This is a genomic window from Tabrizicola sp. (assembly GCF_041913445.1).
In the GTDB taxonomy this organism is placed as follows: Bacteria; Pseudomonadota; Alphaproteobacteria; order Rhodobacterales; family Rhodobacteraceae; genus Tabrizicola.
On record NZ_JAYSFG010000004.1, the window covers coordinates 124,767 to 143,726 of the forward strand.

The window sequence follows — 18,960 nt, forward strand, 5'->3', positions numbered from 1 at the left end:
TCCTCGGTCGGGTGGATGCCGGTGGCTTCTGGACTCCGGATGCCGGGCTGGACTCCACAGGGGGGTCCAGCGGCCACCAGCGGTGTCCGGTCGGAAGGCCAGCGTTCATTGGTGTTTGTGCGGGGCTCGGGTGGCTCCGGCTTCCGGGTGGCTTCCCAAAAAATCGGCCCTGTCGCTGGCGATGTCCCGCGCTTCGCCCGCCAGCATACGAATACCGCCAGGAAGGAACCGGAAATCAGTGGGTTAGCGGGATGGCCCCCGGCTGGACTCTTGTTCGATACCGGGATTCAGCAGCCTCCGAGAACGAAAACGGGGAAAGCCGTCTCCGCGACGCACCCTCCCCATCATGCCTATGAGATAGCACGGATCTGTTGCAGCTGTCGAAAACAAAAGTGTTGCAACACTTTATGCCGCCGCAGCGACCGAAAAGAGAGTGGAGAACGCTTCAGTGTATCTCCGATCTAGTCACCGTTTGTTAGAACTTCAGTATTGGTTTGTCCAAGGCTGTTTACCATGTCCAGGACATCGATACCGGCCAAACGAATACCGACGGCAAGAATAATCAAAATTAACGTGTTAATTGCCGTAGCTACTATTCCAAAGCCAACCTGCTTCCAAAATGATGCCTGACTGCCAATGTCTGCGGCGGCCTTTTCAACCCTTGCAGTAATCGCTTCACGCTCGATGTCGGGTCGCGCATCGTCGACTGTTTGATTGGCGAATGCTATTAGGATGTCCCGCGCATCTTTTCTATACCGTTCCAGTTGGTCAGACGTCGCTGCGACCTTCGCGAACGCCAGATCGTCAGCCGGAGTCGGCGCGTTGCCATGTTCAGCAAGGAAGTCTTTTGACCAAGCCCTCTTATGGCGCTTGTACAATGCATAAGCGGTGAGGGCTTCGATGTCGTCTCCCTCCGCTCCAAGCAAATCGAATACAGGGTTACCGGCCATGTCGTGGCGTCATGCGGGTTGTTTTCGGGCTTTCATGGCACCAGCTGCGGCCTTCTTGGCAGCTAGATAAACGTCACGCTTCAGGGTGACCACTTCACCACCGGTAGAAGAGTGGCGGGTAACGAAAGCCGCGATCTTACCATCGCGCCCAACCGTCTGGACCCTAAAGAATTTTGTCGGCTTAACCGAGGGCATCGTTGCCTCCAAGCGTTCATCTCCGTCCAGAAGTAACAACGAAGAGCACACCAGGCTAGTGGGGATCGACGTATTTTTGAGCCAGATAGAGCTTAACGCACTTCTAACCGCAGCCGCGCGCCGATCAGATCGCTGAGCGAGCCAACAGCTCAGCGATCTGAAAAGCAAGTGCTTTCTAGGCATTAAGCCGTGAGGCGATCTTGGTCAGCGCCAGCTGCCAGCGACGCCACGCGGTCGTGCGGTCGCAGCCGAGTTCCCCGCTGATCTGCTTCCACGGCACACGGGCCGCGCGCGACCAGACCAGCTTGCGCTCCGCCTCCTTGATCCAGAGCACCCAGTCGAAGGTCTGCTCGAGCCGGGTGATCGCGGCGGCCGAGGGCCAGACCCGCATCGGCTGCGGCTCCATCGCCGCGATCTCGCGGCTGGTCCGCACGATGTCGGGCCAGGTGTTGAAGTAGCCCTGCGCCTTCACCGGCGGCAGCTTGCGCAGGGTGCGGAACGCCTCCTCGAAATGATCGGCGACGCAGTCGGCGGTCCATTCGCGATCAGCCATGGCGCACCTCCCTGTCGGAGGGACGCGGGCCGTAGAGCTTTTCGCCGAGCTGGCGGACCAGTTCACGCTCGGGCCAGGTGAGGCGGTCGTCATCGGCGGAGACCGCGAGGACGCCCTGTTCCTGCCAGCCCTCGCGCTTGACCTGCTCGGGATCCCGGCGTCGCCCGCCGTAGCCGTGGGGATGCCATCTCATGCGACACCCCCGTTCGTCTCGATCGCCCAGAGCAGCAGGGCGATGGCGTCGGCCTCGTTGTCGTCGGCCGGGCTGAAGCCGCGGGCGCGGACGGCGGCGACCATCGTGGCTTTGTCGGCGTTGCCCTTGCCTGCGGCGTGACGCTTGATCGTGCCGACCGGGACGCCCTCGTAGGGCACGCCGCGCAGTTCGGCCCATGCGGTCAGCGTGGCCATGAGCCCGCCGTAGATATGGCTTGCGTCGGTGCCTGCGTGGCGGCGAACTTCCTCGAACCAGATGGTGGCGACCGGCCCCGACAGCCGGTCGATCTCGGTCAGCCAGTTGGTGAAGCGAAGGTAGCGCATGCCGCCGCCGTCGAAGCGGCCCGGGCGCAGCGAGACGGTGCCGCTGGTGAGCAGGCCGTCATGGCCACGGATCGCCCAGCCGGTCGAGGTGCCGAGGTCGAGGGCGAGGATGCAGCGGCCCGCTCCATCAACGCCTTGAAGACCGGGGGCAGCGGTGACGGGTGTGACGGATGTGACGGATGGTTCCTTATCCGCTCCACAGGCGCGCGCATGCGCGCGCGTAACGGTCATATAAGTATGATCCGTCACATCCGTCACACCATCTGAATTCATTGGCATTTTCCTATTCTCCCGAGAAAAGGTCAGAATTGCTGTCATTGGGGGCGATGCCGCGAAATCCCTTGGCCGCACGGGTGTTGTGGCGCTCGAACCCGCGCACGATCAGCGCCTCCGAGAAGCGCTTGACCGAGCCCGCGAACTCGCCGTTCGTCTCGGCCCAGGCCTTCCAGTCCGCGAACATCGTGGTGGTGGCCGCGCTCAGGTGCGATCCGAGCGAGCAGCGTTCATCGATCCAGCGACCGATGGCGTCCTCTGCCTCGAAGTAATCCTCGGTCGCGGCCATCACGGCGGGCGGTGGGCGCAGCCCCGTCCGCTGCCATTCGATGCAGCCTTCGAGCGCCCATGCGAGGATCCCGTCGCGTTCGGCGAGCAGCCTGTCCGCCAGGTGCTTGTCGCGCCGGGCGGGCGGGATGGTGACGGTGAACGGCACCATGTGCAGGCGCCGCTTCATCGCCTCGTCCACGTTGCGGATGGAGGGCTTGTGGTTGCCGACGATCAGCAGCTTGAACTGCGGGATGAACTCGAAGAAGTCCTGCCGCATGAAGCGGGCGGTGATCTTGTCGCCCCCGGTCAGCGCCTTCAGCTTGCTTTCGGCCCAGCGGCTGCCCTGTTCGGTCTCGATCGAGGTCACGATCCGCGCACCACGCAGCCCCGCCATGTCGGTCGGGTGGCGATCGCCCTGCGTGGCCATGAACATGTCCATCGGCGCGACGGTGGCGTAGTCGCCGAGGATGGCGGTCAGGGTGTTGGCGAAGACGGATTTGCCGTTGGCACCGGTGCCGTAGAGAAAGAACAGCGCATGCTCGGTGGTGACGCCGGTCAGGCAATAGCCCGCCATCCGCTGCAGGTAGGATTGCAGCTCGCCGTCCCCGCCGGTGACGGTCTCCAGAAAGCCCAGCCAGACGGGACAGGTGTCGGCGACGGACGCACCGGCGATCCTGGTCATGAAGAGACCGGGATCATGTGGCCGGGATGCGCCGCTCTGGAGGTCGACCACACCGCCCGGCGTATTCAACAGCCAGGGATCACGGTCCCACGGTTCGGTCGTGGTCGCGTGGCGGCGGTCGGAACGGGCGAGCCGCTCCACGGCCGAAACCGTCGCGGCGGTGGAGAGCTTGGCCTTGAGCTTTGCGGATCCCGCGCGCGCGGCCGCCTCGCGGCAGATCATCCGCGCCAGATCGAAGGCCTGCAGCGTCTCCTCACGCCGCCAGAGCTTGCCCGACCAGGTCAGCCATTGCCCCCAGCCGGCGACGTAGCGCCAGGTCTCGGCATGTCGGGCTGCGAAGGTTGCGGCGAGCGCATCCTCGGTGAAGCGCACCGGCACGGGGCCGTCGTCGTCGCCACCGGCCGGGCCGCCGCCATCGCGCCCGCCATCCTCGTCGTCGAGATCGCCGTTGCGGGCGGTGTCGCGTTTCCAGAGCCGTTCGGCTTCCTCGCGCAACCGGGCCTCCGGCCAGGGAGGCGAGACGCGGGCCGTGTTGTAGGAGACGATTTCTTCCCAGGCCTGTTCGCGCGGCACATGGCCTTCGCGAGCACGGCGGATCCAGTAACCCATCACCCGCGACAGCGCGTCGAAGCGCGTGGTACCGTCGACGCCACCTTCGCGGACCTGACGGCCGAAAAGCTCGGTCACGCTGCCGCGCTCGGGGGCCGCCATGTTGAAGTCGAGCCCGGCCTCGCCTTCGAGCGGCGGCATGGCGATGATCGCCTCGAGCAGTTCGCCCAGATCGTAGTCGCGGGGGCCGTGGTGCAGAATCTCCACCAGCCGACGTCGGCCCTGTTTGGCATGGATCGATCCGGCCACCCGGATCGGCTGGTGGGCGGACCGGAAGGACGGATCGCCGCCGACCTTGGCGGCGATCATGTGCCGCGCACGGCAGACCGTGGCGATGTCATCGCCCTCGGCGGGCTCGGACAGGCGCCAGTAGAGGTGCAGCTTGCGCTGGCCCTCGGCGGTGACACCGCCGGACGCCACTTCAAGCGTCGGGCATCCGAGATGCTGCACGAGGTGGTCGCGTTTCGCGCCAATGTCGCCATGGTCGAGATCGACGAGAACCACCTGAGTCTGCACGATGCTTTCCGCCCGGGCGTCGCCGGGAGCCACAACCGTACCTGGTGCCACGAACAAGGCCATGCCGGCGTCGCTCGCCCATGTCGCCTGAAGCGCCAGTTTCGCGGCGAGCGTGGCGTCCGCTTCGATGAAGGGGACATGCGGCGGGCCGTCGCCCGCGCCTTTCTCGGCCAGTGCACGGACCGGCACCCAGCCGTCGCAGTATCCGAAGACGACGTCGGCATAGATCGCGATCATTTCCGCGTCGAGCGCGACGTCGTCGGGCGCGGTGGTATCGGACGACACGCTCATGCCCAGCACCGTTCCCGCCAGGCGCAGAACCGGCATTCGAAGTGTTCGGGGTCGGCGGTGTGGCGCGGCAGCAGTTCGCCGGCATCGCAGGCGCGCAGGATCGTCACCGCCTTGTCGCTGGCCGACTGTGCGAGTGCGGCATCGAACGGCACGGTTTCGTGCCAGATCTCGCAGGTGTCCTTGTTGATCGCGGTGAACAGCGCGGGCGTCTCGGTCAGGCCGAGATAGGCCTGGTAGAGCGCGATCTGCGCGGCGTATACCGGCTTGGCTTTCGCGACACCATGCTTCGCGATCTCGCGCCAGTTCTTCGCATTGGCCGACTTGCATTCCCAGAGCGCCGGGACCGCCATGCCGTTCGGCGCCGCGACCACCACACCGTCGGCATGCCCCTGGACCCGTCCGCCGACGACCGAAAAGCCAAACTGATCGCCATGGCGATTGCGCGTGCGAAGGTCAAAACCCGCCTTGCGCAGCCATTCGATGGCCAGATCTTCGAGGACGTGCCCGAGCGCGAAGATGCGCAGAGACTGGCCCGAGAACCCGGCGTCCGGATCCTTCGGCGTCTTCAGGTATTCGTATTGCAGCCTGCGCTGGCAGACATCGCCTAACCGGCTGCCCCCGAGATAGTCGCGCGGCGGGCGTTCGGCCTGTTCCGCGACGAGGGCATTGTCGATGCAGGTGTTGACGGTATCCGCGAAACTCAGCGGCTTCTCCCGATGGTTGAAGTCGAAACCGGCGTCCATCAGAACGGCACCTCCGGATCGGGCCGGGGTGCGCTGGCCATCATCGCTTCCTGGAAGCCGTCGACGGCGGCGGTGGCGAGGGTGAGCGCCTGCGCCTCGCTGAGGTCGGCGAACCGCGCGGTCCAGCCGATCTCGGCCATCAGTTCGGCCATGTTCTTCAAGGCGGCGCGGAGCGCGGCCTGTTCACGTTCATCGGGATCGATCATGCGCAGCCCTCATGTGCCGGGGCCGCATGCGGGCATCGATGGATGTCAGCGCGGCGCGCGAAGGGGATTGTGGTCATGGGAGAGCTCCAGATGCTCTCCTCACCTACCGGCTGGCTGTCCTGACTGTCGGATGTGCGGTTCGGAACACTTCGGGAACATGGACTTGTGCGTTCACAACTCTGCCGATAGCCTGAACTTTCCCCGATTCACCCTGGAGCCGAGTCGCGCATGGCGTCATTCAACCCGAGAAGCTTCACCAACCCTGATCGCCTCAAGAGCATTTCGCCGAAGCACCTTCTGAAGTTCTTCGCGACGTGGGCGGAATATTTTTCGGCGCGGGGTTTTGAACTTCCGGTCGAAGCGGATGAGGATTTTCCCTACGACGATCTTGCTGCAGTGTTGATGAAGCCCGACGAAAACGTGCCGCCCGAAATGGTCGACGCCCTTTTCTACGTGCACGAGACCGCGACCAAGGAAACCGCCGAGGAGCTGATCGATGCGGCAGGACGGGCTGGCCTCACGATCGAGGCCGGTGAGGAACCATCCGATGCGGACATCGCCCTGCAGATCTGGCTCCAGAAACCTGATCTGCTGCGACGTCAGCATGCCGAGACCGTGGCATTCACACGTTCGCGTTTCATCTACTTCGCGGGCCACAGCGGCAAGCCGCGACCGGCTCCGGATCCGACCGTCGAAAAGACCGCGATCATGCAGGAGCGGATGGACGAGTGGTTCGACCGCAAGCGCCGTGGCAAGGGCTCACGGGTATTCGCTTTTCCGCGTGGCACGAAGACATGGTTCATGGTCCGGCATGGCGAACCGATGCGGCGCGAGGGGCGACATCAGGATGATGGCGGATCGGGAATCGCCTACTACCGACCGCAGAAGCACGACGTCGTCATCTATGACGGCGAGTCTGACGAACTTGCCGTCAATGCAGGGACGAAAGGCGAAACCGAGCTCTACCTGCGGACGTTCGGCGGGGTCATCTTCGGGGACGAGGAGTACTTCGATCGCTCGAACCGCTTCACCCTCGATCCGCTGCTGGAGAAGGGCGAGAAATCGCTCGACAACGACACTGTCTCCGAGATCGTCAAGGTGCGCCTGATCGAAATCGAACGCTTCTGGGGCGGAAAGGCCAAGGAGAAGGAGGTGCGCAAGGCGAACGACCTCTTCATGGCCTGGGACGACAATTGGGAGCGGCGCCTTGCGGGCGGTTCCATCGACCGGGCCGTTTTCAAGGTCAAGTTCGATGGGGATGGCAAGGAGCGGACGGTTGCCATTCTCCCGCCGAGCCTCGCGCGCTATGACCGTGATGCCGACAGCGATCTGATCGACCGCTGGCTCAAGGATCAGGGATTCTGCCGCCCCAACGTCGGAGATGAGGACGATGACGTCGGCGTTCTGGAGGACGATTGAGCGCGTTCTCGGTCACGCGACCGACACGCGCGACTGGAAGGTGGACCTGACGGATTGCTGGACCCAGGTCGAACGCTACCTTCCGGAGACCTCCAAGTACGCAGAACGTATCGACTGTCCCTGGCCCGGAGGGGAACATTGCCCGCGCCATGTCGTGCGACATGCCGGCGGCTCGGTCCGTGCCGTCTGCAGCGATCCGGGGCGACACTGCGAAACCCTCGACATCAATTCCGACGATATCCGCATCCGTGAACTCGACCGCCGCAGACTATTCGCCGACATTGCCACGGCGCTTGGTCTCGTCGCGCCCGCCGCGTTTGCGCGCGGGGCGGCCCTTCTGCACATCGGCGATCATGCCATTGCCGCCGGCCGGAGTTTTCCGGTGTTCGCTGCGCTCACAAGCCCGGGCGCGCCGCTCGGCCGGGCAGACGTCCTCGATCTCGATCGTCGCAATCTGCCGTTCGTCCTGCTGGTGACATCGCTCGGCGCGATTGACCCGGACGTTCCGGCCTTTCTTGCGGCCCGGCGAGGGCGTGTTCTGACGTGGGCCGAATGCCTCGACTTCGCCCCCCCACCGCGCAAGGGATTCGTCGCTGCCATGCCGGTTGCAGACCTCTTCGCGCCCGAGATCGCGGCACTGACGGACGCAGGTGATGTCGTCCAACATCCCGTGATGACTCTGCCTGCGAATGCGCGCTGGTCCGATCTGCGCTTCGCGTTTCGCGAGGAGGCAGTGCTCAACGTCAGCTACCCCGGGCAGACTCCGGCGCGTCTTGAACCAGATCAGATCGGCATGCGTGACGAGCGGAACGGCAGGCCGAACCGCCAGTGGCGGTTGCTCCTTGTTTGCGCCGCGCTTGGCGGGGCATTGCCTCGGTCCTTTCCGATCTCCACCATCAGGGGACGCCGTCCCTCGCGCGACGTGGTCGCTATCCTGGGGGAGTTTGAGCGCGGCTACGATCGGCAGCGCCAGCTTCTCGCCGCCGCGCTAAGGGCGCAGTTCGGGATCGACGACGATCCGTTCACGGCCGAGGACGATTGTTACGCGGCACGCTTCCTTGTCGATGCAAGTGCGCTGCGTCAGGGTCGCGCTGACCAGCGCGACCGAAATTTCGTCGACGACGACTGACCCTTTCCGAACTTTTTTCATCCCACCCAACCCCATGAAGCCGCTAGGTTTCGTGGGGTTTTTCGTTTTCCGATCCCCCTGATTTCGAGGCCCTCCAACGAATTTTCGCCGGTGCCAGGTACTCGGGCCGCGTGCCCGTCCACCTGGACGAAGGCGAAACTTCATGGAGCGTTTCCACCCCATTTGCGACGCGCACTCGCGCGTCTCCCGTAACATCACCATTCGCGCCGAACGGCTGGCCCGCTCGGGCTCCGTCCCCGGAATGGACGCCGAGGACATCAAGCAGGACCTGCGGCTGCACCTCTATCGCCGGGACGGGAAGTTCGATCCTTCCCGCGGTCAGTACGACACCTTCGCGGACCGCGTTCTGGCGAACCGCATCGCCACGCTGGCCGCGCCGACCGAACGGCTGCGGGCCGAGCGGGCTTGGATCGACTTCGACAGTCCCGCCGAGGGGCACGGTGATGACGAGATGCTGCCGCTCGCGGAAACTCTGCCCGACAGCGCGATGCCGCATGCCGCCGTCACACGCACAACGGACGAGGCGTTCGGGCTGGTCCGGGACGTCCAGCGGCTCCTTGCTGGCCTGACCCCGACCTACCGCGCCCTCGCGCTGGCCCTGATCGACATGACGCCGACGGAAGCGGCCGAAGCCCTCGGGATCCATAGGAGCACCGTCTACGCCCGGCTTGCCACGATCCGGAAGGCCGCCGAGGCGCTTGATCTCGCGGCATATCTCGGCACCGCCCCGACAGTCTCGGAGGCTCGCCGGTAGGTGACAACAGGACCGGCGATGACCCGGTCCGCCAGTTTCATGCCGGGCCCTCGGAGGAATGCAACACCCCCACGCGGGGAAACACTCCGACCGCAAGCTCCAGGGCGGCGTCAGGCCCGGCAGCAGTCTTCCCGACGATCCCTGGACAGCAACCGACGACAACACGGAGCGTCACCATGTTCAAGACTACCCCTCTGAAGCGCCTGCGCGAACTGCGCTGGCTGGAAATGCTTCCCGACAACATCGACGTCCCGGCGGTCTTCGACAGGCCGAACCAGGTCGTGCCGATCGAACGCGCCACGGTGGACGAAATCGAGTTTGCCCTTGTCGCCCTGGCGCGGCAGCAATCCGATCTCTACCGCCTCACCGGCGCGCTCGGCGACGTGCTGAAGATGGCGCGCCGCCAGGGCGCCTGTGGCGCGGACAATGCCATCTCGGCGGCTGCGCGCGATCTGGAGGGCGGCAAGTGAGCGCCCCCTTCGGCGCCGGGCCGCTCCGGATCATCACCGCCGACGAACGCCTGCGCGAGGCGCGCGGCATCAAGGGGGTGCTCACGGGCACCTCCGGCATCGGCAAGACCACGCAACTCCTGACCCTCGATCCGCAGCGCACGCTGTTTCTGAACCTCGAGGCGGGCGAGCTCGCCGTGCAGGGCTGGCCCGGCGACGAGATCCGCATCCGTGACTGGGAGGTCGCCCGCGATCTCGCTGCCTGGATCGGCGGCGCCAACCCGGCCATGCGGGACGACCAGTCCTATGGGCCGGGGCATTTCGCGCGGGTCTGCGCCGCCTTCGGCCCCGCCACCCAGCTCGACAAATACGACACCGTCTTCGTCGACAGCATCTCGGTCGCCTCGCGCATCTGCCTTCAGTGGTGCAAGGGCCAATCCCAGGCGCAGTCCGACCGAACCGGCAAGCCGGATCTCCGCGCGACCTACGGGTTGCTCGGACAGGAGATGATCGGCTGGCTGACGCATCTGCAGCACACGCCCGCCAAGAACATCTGGCTGGTCGGTCTTCTCGACCGCAAGCTCGACGACTTCGGCAAGCCCTTCTTCTCGATGCAGATCGAGGGATCGAAGACCGGCCTCGAACTGCCCGGCATCGTCGACGAAGTCGTGACCCTGACCGAACTGCGCCCCGAGAAGGGTGACCCGTTCAGGGCCTTCATCTGCACCACCATCAACGATTTCGGCCTGCCGGCGAAGGACCGCAGCGGCCGGCTGTCGATGATCGAACCCGCCCATCTCGGGCGGCTCATGGCGAAGATCCGCGGCCCGCGCCCCGAGGGCGCCGCCCGCCTGAACTTCGATCTGCCCGCGGCCGCGACCGCACCCAATCCCCCGACGACGCAAGGAGCATGACCATGGCGAGCGACATGGATTTCAACGGCGCGGACACGCAGGACGCCGCCTTCGACCTCATCCCGGCCAACACGCTGGCCAAGGTCTGCCTGACCATCCGCCCCGGTGGCGCGGGGCCCGAGGGCTGGCTCACCCAGAGCAAGACCAGCCCGGCCCTCTACCTCAATACCGAAGCAGTGGTCATGGAGGGGCCGTTCGCGCGGCGTCGCATCTACACCCGCATCGGGTTTCGCGGGAAGGCGGCGGGCGGCCCGGGCGACGACACCTACGGCAATCGCGGTCGCGCGATGATCCGCGGCATCCTCGAATCCGCCCGGGGCGTGCGCGCCGACGATCAGTCGAACGCCGCTCGTGCGGCGCGAATGATCCGCAGCCTCGGCGAGCTGAGCGGGCTCGAGTTCGTGGCCCGCATCGGCATAGAGCGCGACAAGGACAAGCCCGAGGACAGCGGCCGCAACGTCATCAAGGCGGCCATCGGCGCCGACCATGCCGAATATGCGCGCCTGATGGGCAGCGTGTCGCAGCCGCCGCAGCAGGGTCAGTTCACCGCGACGGGCACCCAGCTGTCGAACACCGGTATGGGCCAGTCCGGCGCGCCGTCCTCCGGTTCCGCGCCCTTCTGGGCACGCTGAGGGGGAGGGTCATGATTCCACGCGATTATCAGAGGGCGGCAGTCGATGCCGCCCGCGACCGCACCGCTACCCACGGCAATACCATGCTGGTCCTGCCGACCGGGGCGGGCAAGACCGCCATCGCCGGTTTCTACATCGGTGAGGAACTCGAACACCGGCGACACGACCGCGTCCTGGTTCTGCAGCACACGGACGAGTTGATCGATCAGAACCGGACCTCCATCGGGGCCGTGACCGGAATGACCACCTCGGTGGTCAAGGCCGAGCAGGACGATTGGGGCGGCCGCATCGTCTTCGGCAGCGTCCAGACGCTCGCCCGCGCCAACCGGCGCGAACGCATGGCGCCGGTCTCGCATCTCGTCATCGACGAATGTCACCGTTCGGCCGCGCAAAGCTATCAGTCCGTCATTGACGCGGCACGGGAACTCAACCCCGAGATCAGGCTGCTCGGACTTTCGGCCACGCCCGGTCGCGGCGATGGGCGCAGCCTCCGGCGCACCTTCAGCAATGTCGGCTATCACCTGAAGATCGGCACGCTGATCACGCGCGGTCTCCTGGTGCCGCCGCGCACCTATACCATAGATCTCGGCGTCGAGGATGAGCTGGCGGGGCTGGAGGCCAGCGCGGGCGATTTCGACATGCGCGCCGCCGACAAGGTGCTGAACCGCTCGGTGCTGAACGAGGCGGTCGTCGAGCACTGGCAGGCGAAGGCGGCGGACCGGCGCAGCGTCTTCTTCTGCGCGACGGTCGACCATGCCGATGCGGTGGCGGAAGCCTTCCGCGCCGCGGGCGTCACGGCTGAAACGATCTCGGGCGACATGCCCTCGCGGACACGCGCCGACCTGATCGCCCGGTTCGACCGGGGCGAGGTGCAGGTGCTGACGAACTGCATGGTCCTGACCGAAGGTTTCGACAGCCAGCCTGTCGGCTGCATCGGCATCTTGCGCCCCATGCTGCACAAGGGCACCTTCATCCAGGCAGTCGGTCGCGGCCTGCGGCGGGTTGATTCCGCGCGTTTCCCAGGCATCGTGAAAACCGACTGCATCGTGCTCGATTTCGCGGGCGCCGCGCTCCGGCATGGGTCGCTCGAACAGGAGATCAACCTCGACGAGGACGATCCCGAGCCCGGCCAGGCGCCGTGGAAACTCTGCCCGACCTGCGAGGCGGAACTACCGCTCGGCGCCTCGGTCTGCGATTTCTGCGGTCATGTCTTCACGCGCGAGCGTGGCGAGGCCCGGCTGCTCACCGCCTTCGACATGATGGAGATCGACCTCCTGGAGCGGTCACCGTTTGCCTGGTGCGACCTGCATGGCGACGGCCAGGCGATGATGGCGAGCGGGTTCAATGGCTGGGCCGGCGTGTTCCACGACGGCACGCTCTGGCATGCGCTCGGACAGCCGAAAGGCAGGGCGATCCGGCCGCTCGCCATCGGCACCCGGGTGCAGGCGCTCGCCGCCGCCGACGACTTCCTGCGCGCCACCGAGACCGGCACCGCCTCGATCAAGAGCCGCCGCTGGCTGAACGACCCCGCCACGATGAAACAGATGGCGCTGCTGCAGCGCGCGGGGCACGAGGTCAACGGGCTGGATTTCAGCCTGTCGAAATACGCCGCCAACTGCCATCTGAACTTCCGCTGGAACCGCGGAGCGATCACCGCTGCCGTTCTTGGCCGTGCGGAGCGGTCGGCTGCATGAAACGCCCCAATCCGCTCCCGCCCGACCAGATGACGCCCGCGGAGCGCCGTACCGAGCTGTGCGGCCTGCTGGCGCTCGGGCTGGTTCGGTTGCGGATGCGGGATGGCTGCGAAGTATCTGACGAAACTGGAGAACATTGCCTACACTATCCGGCCGACCAATGCCGTCATGCAACTCCAACGCACCGGAGAAATGCATGAACAAGCCCGATCCCATCCCCGCGCGCCTGTCCGCGCTCAAGACCACGCCGACGCCCGAGCTGAAGGCGCAGTGGCGCGACCTGTTCGACAGCGAACCGCCGCCGTTCAACCGCCGTTACCTTGAATCCCGTCTCGCCTATCGCATTCAGGAACTCAGCCTTGGCGGGTTGAAGCCGGAGACCATCCGGCGACTGGAACGGCTGGGCGAGGAACTGGACGGCGGCGACCGAGCGAGGCGCAGCATCCGCGCTGACCGCGACCGCCCCATCACCGGCACACGGCTGCTGCGAGAATGGCAGGGTGTCGAGCAGATCGTCACTGTCACCGCCGACGGCTTCGAATGGCAGGGGCGGCCCTACAAGTCGCTGTCCGCCATCGCCCGCGCCATCACCGGCACGCGGTGGAACGGCTGGGTATTCTTCGGCCTCAAGAACCACAGGGGGCGGACATGACGAAGCCGCCCGAAAAATCGAAGGTCGTCCGCAAGCTTCGCTGCGCCGTTTACACCCGGAAATCCTCCGAGGAAGGGCTGGAGCAGGAGTTCAACAGCCTTCATGCCCAACGCGAAGCCTGCGAGGCATTCATCGCCAGCCAGCGGTCCGAGGGCTGGGTGCTGGTCCGCGATCAGTATGACGACGGCGGCATCTCCGGCGGCACGCTGGAACGGCCCGGCCTGAGGCAGTTGATGGCCGACATCGAGGACGGACTGGTCGATGTGGTGGTGGTCTACAAGATCGACCGCCTCAGCCGCTCGCTCGCCGACTTCGCCAAGCTGGTCGAGGTGTTCGACCGGAACGGCGTGACGTTCGTCTCGGTCACACAGTCGTTCAACACCACCACCTCCATGGGGCGGTTGACGCTGAACATCCTCCTGTCCTTCGCCCAGTTCGAGCGGGAGGTGACCGCCGAACGCATCCGCGACAAGGTTGCCGCGAGCCGCAGGAAGGGCATGTGGATGGGCGGAGTACCGCCCTACGGCTACCGCGTCGAGAACCGCAAGCTGCTGATCTACGAGGAAAGCGCCGCGCATGTGCGCTGGATCTTCGCCCGTTTCCTCGAGATCGGCTCGGCCACGGAACTGGCGCGGGAGGTCGGCAAGCGCGGCATCCGCACCCCGCGCGGCAACCGGATCGACAAGAAATACATCTACCGGTTGCTCAGCAACCGCGCCTACATCGGCGAGGCGGTGCACAAGGGCGACAGCTATCCCGGTGAGCACGACGCCATCATCGATCAGGAAACATGGGACCGGGTCCATGCGATCCTGACGGAAAGCCCGCGCAAGCGCGCCGCGCGCACCCGTGCCGACACGCCCGCGTTGTTGAAAGGGCTCCTTTTCGGGCCGGACGGCGCAGCCTTCTCGCCGACCCACACCCGCAAGGGTGGCAGGCTCTATCGCTACTACGTCAGCCAGACCGTGCTGAAGCATGGCGCGGGGGCGTGCCCGGTCGGCCGCGTGCCCGCGGGCGAAATTGAGGCGGCGGTGGTCGACCAACTCCGCGCTGTGTTCCGCCAGCCCGAGATCGTGGCCGGTACATGGAAGGCAGCGCGGACGCGGGACAACGGAGTCACCGAGGCCGACGCTAGCACGGCCCTCCAGAAGCTCGATCCGCTGTGGGATGAACTGTTCCCCGCCGAGCAGGCGCGCATTGTAGCGCTGCTGGTCGAGCGTGTCGACATCGGGACGCGGGGCCTCGATGTTCGTCTGCGCGTGGAAGGCCTCAGGTCATTGGCGCACGATTTTTCAACTGGCGCGGTGGCGCAGCAAGCATGACGAGGGCCGCGCAGTCAGCGACAACCTTGACGGTCAGGGTCCCCTTCAAGTTGGTCAAACGGGGAGGCCGGAAGGAAATCCAGCTTCCAGACGGTGCGCCGCTGCGGAGGACCATCGACAACACACTAATCAAGGCGGTGGCGCGTGCCTTTCGCTGGAAGCGCCTGCTGGAGACAGGGGAATTCGCCACCATTGCCGAACTGGCCGAACACGAAGGCATTGCCGCCCCATATCTGACCCGAACGATGCGGCTCGCCCAGCTTGCCCCGGATGTCGTTGAAGCGATCCTGGACGGACGCCAGCCGCGGCACCTGACGCTCGAAGCATTGAGGCAGCCTTTGCCGGAGGCGTGGGATGCGCAGAAGCGGATGCTCGCGGTCGATCAGGGCTGCGTAAATCCCGAGTGAAACAAGGGATTCCCGTCCGAACCGTCACATGCTACGGTTCCAGAAAATGAGGCAGGCATGAGCGTTGTATTCACGGTAGGCTACGAAGGCACGGACATTGATCGGTTCGTCCGCACACTGAAGGCGGTCGGGGTCGAAAAGTTGGCTGATGTGCGTGCTGTTGCCGTGTCACGCAAGGCCGGTTTTTCCAAGACCAAGCTGGCATCGCGGCTGGCCGAGGAAGGCATCGAGTATTCGCATTTCATCGCGCTGGGTGATCCCAAGCCTGGGCGTGAAGCCGCTCGGGCCGGAGAATTCGAACGCTTTAGGGCCATCTATGGCGCGCACATCGAAACATCAGCTGCACAGGAATCGCTGCGGGATCTGGTAGATTTCGTGCAGTCTGCACCTACCTGTCTGCTTTGTTTCGAGCGTGATCCGGAGACCTGCCACAGGACGATTGTCGCGCAAGAAGTGATTGAAGAGACGGGCTTCGAAGTGTTCAATCTGTTTGCCGATGACCCGGAGCGCTATGTCCGTCACGCTTCAAAGTTGCCGCGTTTCAATCCTGGTGAAGGCCTTACCGCAGCGTAGCGCCACTCACGGAGAAACTGTCTGCTGCGCCGGAGTAACCCCGGGCGGCGAGTTCAAGCGTCTTTTTCCCATTCGCTTTCGGCATCTCTCTGATGATGCCTCATTTGGCCGTTGGGATTGGGTTGACTTCAAGTATCGCCCTCCGACCAGTGATCGCCGAAAAGAAAGCTGCCACGTCATGGAGGACAGTATCCTCGTGAACGGCTGTATGCCGCCCAAGGATCGACCCTCCTTCCTGAATAGGCTCGTCTCCGGATCAGTCAAGGCGGCCGAGGCCAATGGCCAGTCGCTCGCCTTAATCCGCCCTCGCAACACGCAGTTCTATTTCAAGAAGAAAAAGCCGGATGAACTGGAGGAAGAGCGCCGGACCTATGCGGAAGCGGCCCGTCAGGGTTCCTTCTTTGATGAACAGTTGAAGGCGCTGGAACCCAGCCCCTACGAATTTCGCTTCAAGTTCGAGGATGATGCTGGGCCGCACGACTACGCCAATGGCGATTGGGAAGCGCATGCGATGTACTTCAATGGCCGCAGGCGCGAAGGATCGGAACAGGCGGCGCTCGACTGGATGAGCAAGAAGTTCAACGAAGAATACCCCCGAAAGGGCATGCTGTTCTGCGTCGGCAACATGGCCAAGCGACCGCAAACCTGGCAGTTGCTCGGCGTGCTTCGGGTGGATGACACAGGTCAGCCCGCCCTGTTCTGAACTTGGCGCCGCGCTTTCCGTCCAGCAGGCATGGAAACAGGCCATCCCTTGCGCCAGACAGGGTCCATTCGGCTTGCGCCAGCGCGATGTCGCGGTTTAGTCTGCACCGGTAAACGGCGGTACTGTCAGCTCAATTTCCCGGGCGTCCGGCATCGCCGCCGCCGACCTGACAGGACCTGCAATTGATGACAGCCGCGACAGCGATACCCCAATCCATAACACCCGTTCGGGCGCAGCACAGCATGGGCGGCGACGTCCGGCCCCTGGCACATGCAGGGGGGTGCCCCTGCGTTGCAGGGTTGAAGGCAGTGGGTAAGGGGGGGGCATGTCGCGACTGACGGATCTGATCGCGCGGGCCAAGGCCAGGGACAGCGCGCTGGGGGATGAACTTGAGCGCGAGTTCAAGGCGCTGGCGTCGCGCCGCGCCTTTGGGCTGAACTTCGAACGGCATCGGCCGGAAAGCGTGGAGCTGCCAGGGCGACCTGTGCGGCGGGGCGACAAGGTGCTGGTGCTGCCGCCGCGGGGCGCGGGCACCCGCGGGGATCAGCGGCTGTGGCGGGTGACGCGCATCGAGGGTGACGGCGAGGCGCGGATGGCGCAGATCACGCTCATCGACGCCGAGACGGCCGAGACGGCCGATGTGGCGGTCGCCGATCTGGTCGTGGTCGCCGAGTTCCGAGACTTCATCTATCCCGGTCTGGTCAGCACGGGGCGCGTGTCGCGCGGGGGCGACAAGCCGTTCCACACGGTGATCAACGGCGAGAATTTCCATGTGCTCGAGGCGCTGACCTACACCCACCGCGGCAATATCGACGCCATCTACATCGACCCCCCTTACAACACCGGGGCGCGGGACTGGAAATATAACAACGATTATGTCGAGTCGGAGGACATCTATCGCCACTCCAAATGGCTGGCGTTCATGGAGCGACGCCTCCTCGTTGCACGAGAGTTGCTCAATCCAAACGAGTCCGTTTTAGTGGTGACCATTGACGAAAAGGAATGCCTAAGACTTGGGCTGTTGCTTGAGCAACTTTTTCCAGATGCCGCCCAACAAATGGTCACTATTGTCATCAACCCAAATGGTGTTGCTCGGGGGAAGGAGCTGGCGCGGGTTGAGGAATACGCATTTTTTGTCTTTTTGGGGAATGCCGGACCCTCGCTTGTTGTCGACAGCCTGTTAGACACTGAGAGCCTTTCATCTTCACAAAGATCATCTGTACGTTGGGAGTGGCTTTTGCGCGGCGGGAACAATTCTCGCCGCCAAGACAGACCCAACCTTTTCTTTCCGATCTTTATTGACCCTGAGAAACGCACAATCGCAAAAGTTGGCGAAACGATTCCATTGAATGTTGATCGGTCGACGGTACCTGATGAACCCGGACTCGTCACCGTTTGGCCTATTCGAGCAGGACGCGACGAGGAAGCAACATGGCAGAAGTCACCCGCCTCACTCCGCAAACTGGTTGTCGATGGTTTTGCTCGCGTTGGCGCTTACGACTCGAAGAATGATCGGTGGTCAATTCTCTACTTGGGGCCGTCGCAACTAAGACGACTTGAGACAGGCGAATTGATCGCAACTGGTCGTCGAGAAGATGGTTCAGTCGAGGTCGATTTTGGCGAACGTGGTGTTCGCAGAACACCAAAGACGGTATGGAATCGGGGAAGCCACAAAGCCGGCGAGTATGGGTCTATGCTTGTGCGGCGGCTGACAGGTGACAGAAAGTTCCCCTTTCCCAAGAGCCTTTACGCGGTCGAGGATGCTCTGCGGATTGCGGTTGCAGACAAACCGAACGCCATCATCCTCGACTTCTTCTCCGGATCCGGCACGACCGCCCATGCCGTCATGCGGCTGAACCGCCAGGACGGCGGGCGGCGGCAGTGCATCTCGGTGACCAACAACGAAGTGGCGGCCGACGAGCAGGCGGCCCTGCGCCAGGCGGGCCTGCGTCCGGGTGACCCTGACTGGGAGAAATGGGGCATCTGCGACTACATCACCAAGCCGCGGATCGCCGCCGCCATCACCGGCAAGACGCCGGAGGGAAAAGACATCGAGGGCGACTACAAGTTCACCGATGAATTCCCGATGGCCGAGGGGTTCGGGGAGAACGCCGAGTTCTTCACGCTGACCTACGAATCCCACGTCGCCGTCGGTGCGAACTTCGCCTTCCAGCGCATCGCCCCCCTGCTGTGGATGCGGGCGGGGTCGGAGGGGCGTCGGATCGACGACCTGCCAGAGGGTGGTTGGGCTTTGGCCGATACCTATGGTCTGCTGGTCGACCTGGACCGCGCGGGCGCCTTCTGCGACGCCGTGGCCGCGAAAGGCGGGCTCCGCGTCGCCTATGTGGTGACCGACGACGACCGCCGTTTCCAGGCGGTGGCCCGCGCGCTGCCGGACGGGGTCGAGCCGGTACGGCTCTACGAGTCCTACCTTTCCAATTTCCGCTTTTCGATGGGCCGCTGAGC

General features: G+C 64.5%; 20 protein-coding genes. 13 read left to right on the forward strand and 7 right to left on the reverse strand.

Annotated features, from left to right (window positions below):
- Nucleotides 1-461: 461 nt before the first annotated feature.
- The 7 genes from ACE3Q6_RS06620 to ACE3Q6_RS06650 all read right to left on the reverse strand — a co-directional run bounded on the left by ACE3Q6_RS06620 (nt 462) and on the right by ACE3Q6_RS06650 (nt 5,825).
- Nucleotides 462-950, reverse strand: coding sequence for a hypothetical protein (locus ACE3Q6_RS06620; protein WP_374429929.1), 489 nt, complete (start codon nt 948-950; stop codon nt 462-464).
- A 370-nt stretch (nt 951-1,320) separates the two neighbouring features.
- Nucleotides 1,321-1,698, reverse strand: coding sequence for a DUF6362 family protein (locus tag ACE3Q6_RS06625; RefSeq protein ID WP_374429930.1), 378 nt, complete (start codon nt 1,696-1,698; stop codon nt 1,321-1,323).
- Nucleotides 1,691-1,891, reverse strand: a complete 201-nt coding sequence (locus ACE3Q6_RS06630; RefSeq protein WP_100929098.1) for a hypothetical protein — start codon at nt 1,889-1,891, stop codon at nt 1,691-1,693. The genes ACE3Q6_RS06625 and ACE3Q6_RS06630 overlap by 8 nt, the downstream gene beginning before the upstream one ends.
- The gene (locus ACE3Q6_RS06635) at nt 1,888-2,466 is read right to left on the reverse strand and encodes a crossover junction endodeoxyribonuclease RuvC (RefSeq protein WP_374429933.1); all 579 of its coding nucleotides are present in this window, start codon (nt 2,464-2,466) and stop codon (nt 1,888-1,890) included. Before ACE3Q6_RS06635 ends, ACE3Q6_RS06630 begins: the two co-directional genes overlap by 4 nt.
- A gap of 52 nt (nt 2,467-2,518) precedes the next feature.
- Nucleotides 2,519-4,912: a phage/plasmid primase, P4 family gene (locus tag ACE3Q6_RS06640; RefSeq protein ID WP_374429936.1), complete on the reverse strand. Its 2,394-nt coding sequence runs from the start codon at nt 4,910-4,912 to the stop codon at nt 2,519-2,521.
- Complete coding sequence (locus ACE3Q6_RS06645) at nt 4,873-5,619, reverse strand: hypothetical protein (RefSeq protein WP_374429939.1); 747 nt, start codon at nt 5,617-5,619, stop codon at nt 4,873-4,875. Before ACE3Q6_RS06645 ends, ACE3Q6_RS06640 begins: the two co-directional genes overlap by 40 nt.
- Nucleotides 5,619-5,825: a DUF6511 domain-containing protein gene (locus ACE3Q6_RS06650; protein WP_374429941.1), complete on the reverse strand. Its 207-nt coding sequence runs from the start codon at nt 5,823-5,825 to the stop codon at nt 5,619-5,621. The genes ACE3Q6_RS06645 and ACE3Q6_RS06650 overlap by 1 nt, the downstream gene beginning before the upstream one ends.
- A 228-nt stretch (nt 5,826-6,053) precedes the next feature.
- Between ACE3Q6_RS06650 and ACE3Q6_RS06655 the strand changes: the two genes are divergently transcribed.
- The 13 genes from ACE3Q6_RS06655 to ACE3Q6_RS06715 all read left to right on the forward strand — a co-directional run bounded on the left by ACE3Q6_RS06655 (nt 6,054) and on the right by ACE3Q6_RS06715 (nt 18,958).
- Entirely contained in the window at nt 6,054-7,244 is a 1,191-nt protein-coding gene (locus tag ACE3Q6_RS06655) for a hypothetical protein (protein ID WP_374429944.1), read from the forward strand.
- The gene (locus ACE3Q6_RS06660) at nt 7,216-8,373 is read left to right on the forward strand and encodes a hypothetical protein (RefSeq protein WP_374429949.1); all 1,158 of its coding nucleotides are present in this window, start codon (nt 7,216-7,218) and stop codon (nt 8,371-8,373) included. Before ACE3Q6_RS06655 ends, ACE3Q6_RS06660 begins: the two co-directional genes overlap by 29 nt.
- A gap of 163 nt (nt 8,374-8,536) precedes the next feature.
- Nucleotides 8,537-9,148, forward strand: a complete 612-nt coding sequence (locus ACE3Q6_RS06665; protein ID WP_374429951.1) for a sigma-70 family RNA polymerase sigma factor — start codon at nt 8,537-8,539, stop codon at nt 9,146-9,148.
- Nucleotides 9,149-9,324: 176 nt separating this feature from the next.
- Nucleotides 9,325-9,618, forward strand: a complete 294-nt coding sequence (locus tag ACE3Q6_RS06670; RefSeq protein ID WP_374429953.1) for a hypothetical protein — start codon at nt 9,325-9,327, stop codon at nt 9,616-9,618.
- Nucleotides 9,615-10,511, forward strand: a complete 897-nt coding sequence (locus ACE3Q6_RS06675; RefSeq protein WP_374429958.1) for an ATP-binding protein — start codon at nt 9,615-9,617, stop codon at nt 10,509-10,511. Before ACE3Q6_RS06670 ends, ACE3Q6_RS06675 begins: the two co-directional genes overlap by 4 nt.
- Before the next feature lie 2 nt (nt 10,512-10,513).
- Nucleotides 10,514-11,143: a hypothetical protein gene (locus ACE3Q6_RS06680; protein ID WP_374429960.1), complete on the forward strand. Its 630-nt coding sequence runs from the start codon at nt 10,514-10,516 to the stop codon at nt 11,141-11,143.
- A gap of 11 nt (nt 11,144-11,154) precedes the next feature.
- Nucleotides 11,155-12,837 (forward strand): DEAD/DEAH box helicase family protein, encoded by a 1,683-nt coding sequence (locus ACE3Q6_RS06685; protein WP_374429962.1) that lies wholly within the window; start codon nt 11,155-11,157, stop codon nt 12,835-12,837.
- Between the two features lie 196 nt (nt 12,838-13,033).
- Nucleotides 13,034-13,489, forward strand: coding sequence for a DUF2924 domain-containing protein (locus ACE3Q6_RS06690; protein WP_374429965.1), 456 nt, complete (start codon nt 13,034-13,036; stop codon nt 13,487-13,489).
- Nucleotides 13,486-14,811 (forward strand): recombinase family protein, encoded by a 1,326-nt coding sequence (locus ACE3Q6_RS06695; protein ID WP_374429967.1) that lies wholly within the window; start codon nt 13,486-13,488, stop codon nt 14,809-14,811. The genes ACE3Q6_RS06690 and ACE3Q6_RS06695 overlap by 4 nt, the downstream gene beginning before the upstream one ends.
- 26 nt (nt 14,812-14,837) lie before the next feature.
- Nucleotides 14,838-15,218, forward strand: coding sequence for a hypothetical protein (locus ACE3Q6_RS06700; RefSeq protein ID WP_374429970.1), 381 nt, complete (start codon nt 14,838-14,840; stop codon nt 15,216-15,218).
- A gap of 57 nt (nt 15,219-15,275) precedes the next feature.
- Nucleotides 15,276-15,791 (forward strand): DUF488 family protein, encoded by a 516-nt coding sequence (locus tag ACE3Q6_RS06705; protein WP_295018841.1) that lies wholly within the window; start codon nt 15,276-15,278, stop codon nt 15,789-15,791.
- Nucleotides 15,730-16,494, forward strand: a complete 765-nt coding sequence (locus ACE3Q6_RS06710) for a hypothetical protein (protein ID WP_374429973.1) — start codon at nt 15,730-15,732, stop codon at nt 16,492-16,494. The genes ACE3Q6_RS06705 and ACE3Q6_RS06710 overlap by 62 nt, the downstream gene beginning before the upstream one ends.
- 325 nt (nt 16,495-16,819) lie before the next feature.
- Entirely contained in the window at nt 16,820-18,958 is a 2,139-nt protein-coding gene (locus tag ACE3Q6_RS06715; RefSeq protein ID WP_374429975.1) for a DNA methyltransferase, read from the forward strand.
- Nucleotides 18,959-18,960 lie beyond the last annotated feature (2 nt).

Excerpts from the sequence above, each read along its gene's own strand:
- ACE3Q6_RS06635 (WP_374429933.1), bottom strand. The coding sequence starts at position 2,466 with ATGACCGTTACGCGCGCGCATGCGCGCGCCTGTGGAGCGGATAAGGAA.
- ACE3Q6_RS06650 (WP_374429941.1), bottom strand. The coding sequence starts at position 5,825 with ATGATCGATCCCGATGAACGTGAACAGGCCGCGCTCCGCGCCGCCTTG.
- ACE3Q6_RS06620 (WP_374429929.1), bottom strand. The coding sequence starts at position 950 with ATGGCCGGTAACCCTGTATTCGATTTGCTTGGAGCGGAGGGAGACGAC.
- ACE3Q6_RS06685 (WP_374429962.1), top strand. The coding sequence starts at position 11,155 with ATGATTCCACGCGATTATCAGAGGGCGGCAGTCGATGCCGCCCGCGAC.
- ACE3Q6_RS06710 (WP_374429973.1), top strand. The coding sequence starts at position 15,730 with ATGTCCGTCACGCTTCAAAGTTGCCGCGTTTCAATCCTGGTGAAGGCC.
- ACE3Q6_RS06625 (WP_374429930.1), bottom strand. The coding sequence starts at position 1,698 with ATGGCTGATCGCGAATGGACCGCCGACTGCGTCGCCGATCATTTCGAG.
- ACE3Q6_RS06670 (WP_374429953.1), top strand. The coding sequence starts at position 9,325 with ATGTTCAAGACTACCCCTCTGAAGCGCCTGCGCGAACTGCGCTGGCTG.
- ACE3Q6_RS06665 (WP_374429951.1), top strand. The coding sequence starts at position 8,537 with ATGGAGCGTTTCCACCCCATTTGCGACGCGCACTCGCGCGTCTCCCGT.
- ACE3Q6_RS06645 (WP_374429939.1), bottom strand. The coding sequence starts at position 5,619 with ATGGACGCCGGTTTCGACTTCAACCATCGGGAGAAGCCGCTGAGTTTC.
- ACE3Q6_RS06715 (WP_374429975.1), top strand. The coding sequence starts at position 16,820 with ATGTCGCGACTGACGGATCTGATCGCGCGGGCCAAGGCCAGGGACAGC.
- ACE3Q6_RS06655 (WP_374429944.1), top strand. The coding sequence starts at position 6,054 with ATGGCGTCATTCAACCCGAGAAGCTTCACCAACCCTGATCGCCTCAAG.
- ACE3Q6_RS06660 (WP_374429949.1), top strand. The coding sequence starts at position 7,216 with ATGACGTCGGCGTTCTGGAGGACGATTGAGCGCGTTCTCGGTCACGCG.
- ACE3Q6_RS06695 (WP_374429967.1), top strand. The coding sequence starts at position 13,486 with ATGACGAAGCCGCCCGAAAAATCGAAGGTCGTCCGCAAGCTTCGCTGC.
- ACE3Q6_RS06640 (WP_374429936.1), bottom strand. The coding sequence starts at position 4,912 with ATGCCGGTTCTGCGCCTGGCGGGAACGGTGCTGGGCATGAGCGTGTCG.
- ACE3Q6_RS06630 (WP_100929098.1), bottom strand. The coding sequence starts at position 1,891 with ATGAGATGGCATCCCCACGGCTACGGCGGGCGACGCCGGGATCCCGAG.
- ACE3Q6_RS06680 (WP_374429960.1), top strand. The coding sequence starts at position 10,514 with ATGGCGAGCGACATGGATTTCAACGGCGCGGACACGCAGGACGCCGCC.
- ACE3Q6_RS06705 (WP_295018841.1), top strand. The coding sequence starts at position 15,276 with ATGAGCGTTGTATTCACGGTAGGCTACGAAGGCACGGACATTGATCGG.
- ACE3Q6_RS06690 (WP_374429965.1), top strand. The coding sequence starts at position 13,034 with ATGAACAAGCCCGATCCCATCCCCGCGCGCCTGTCCGCGCTCAAGACC.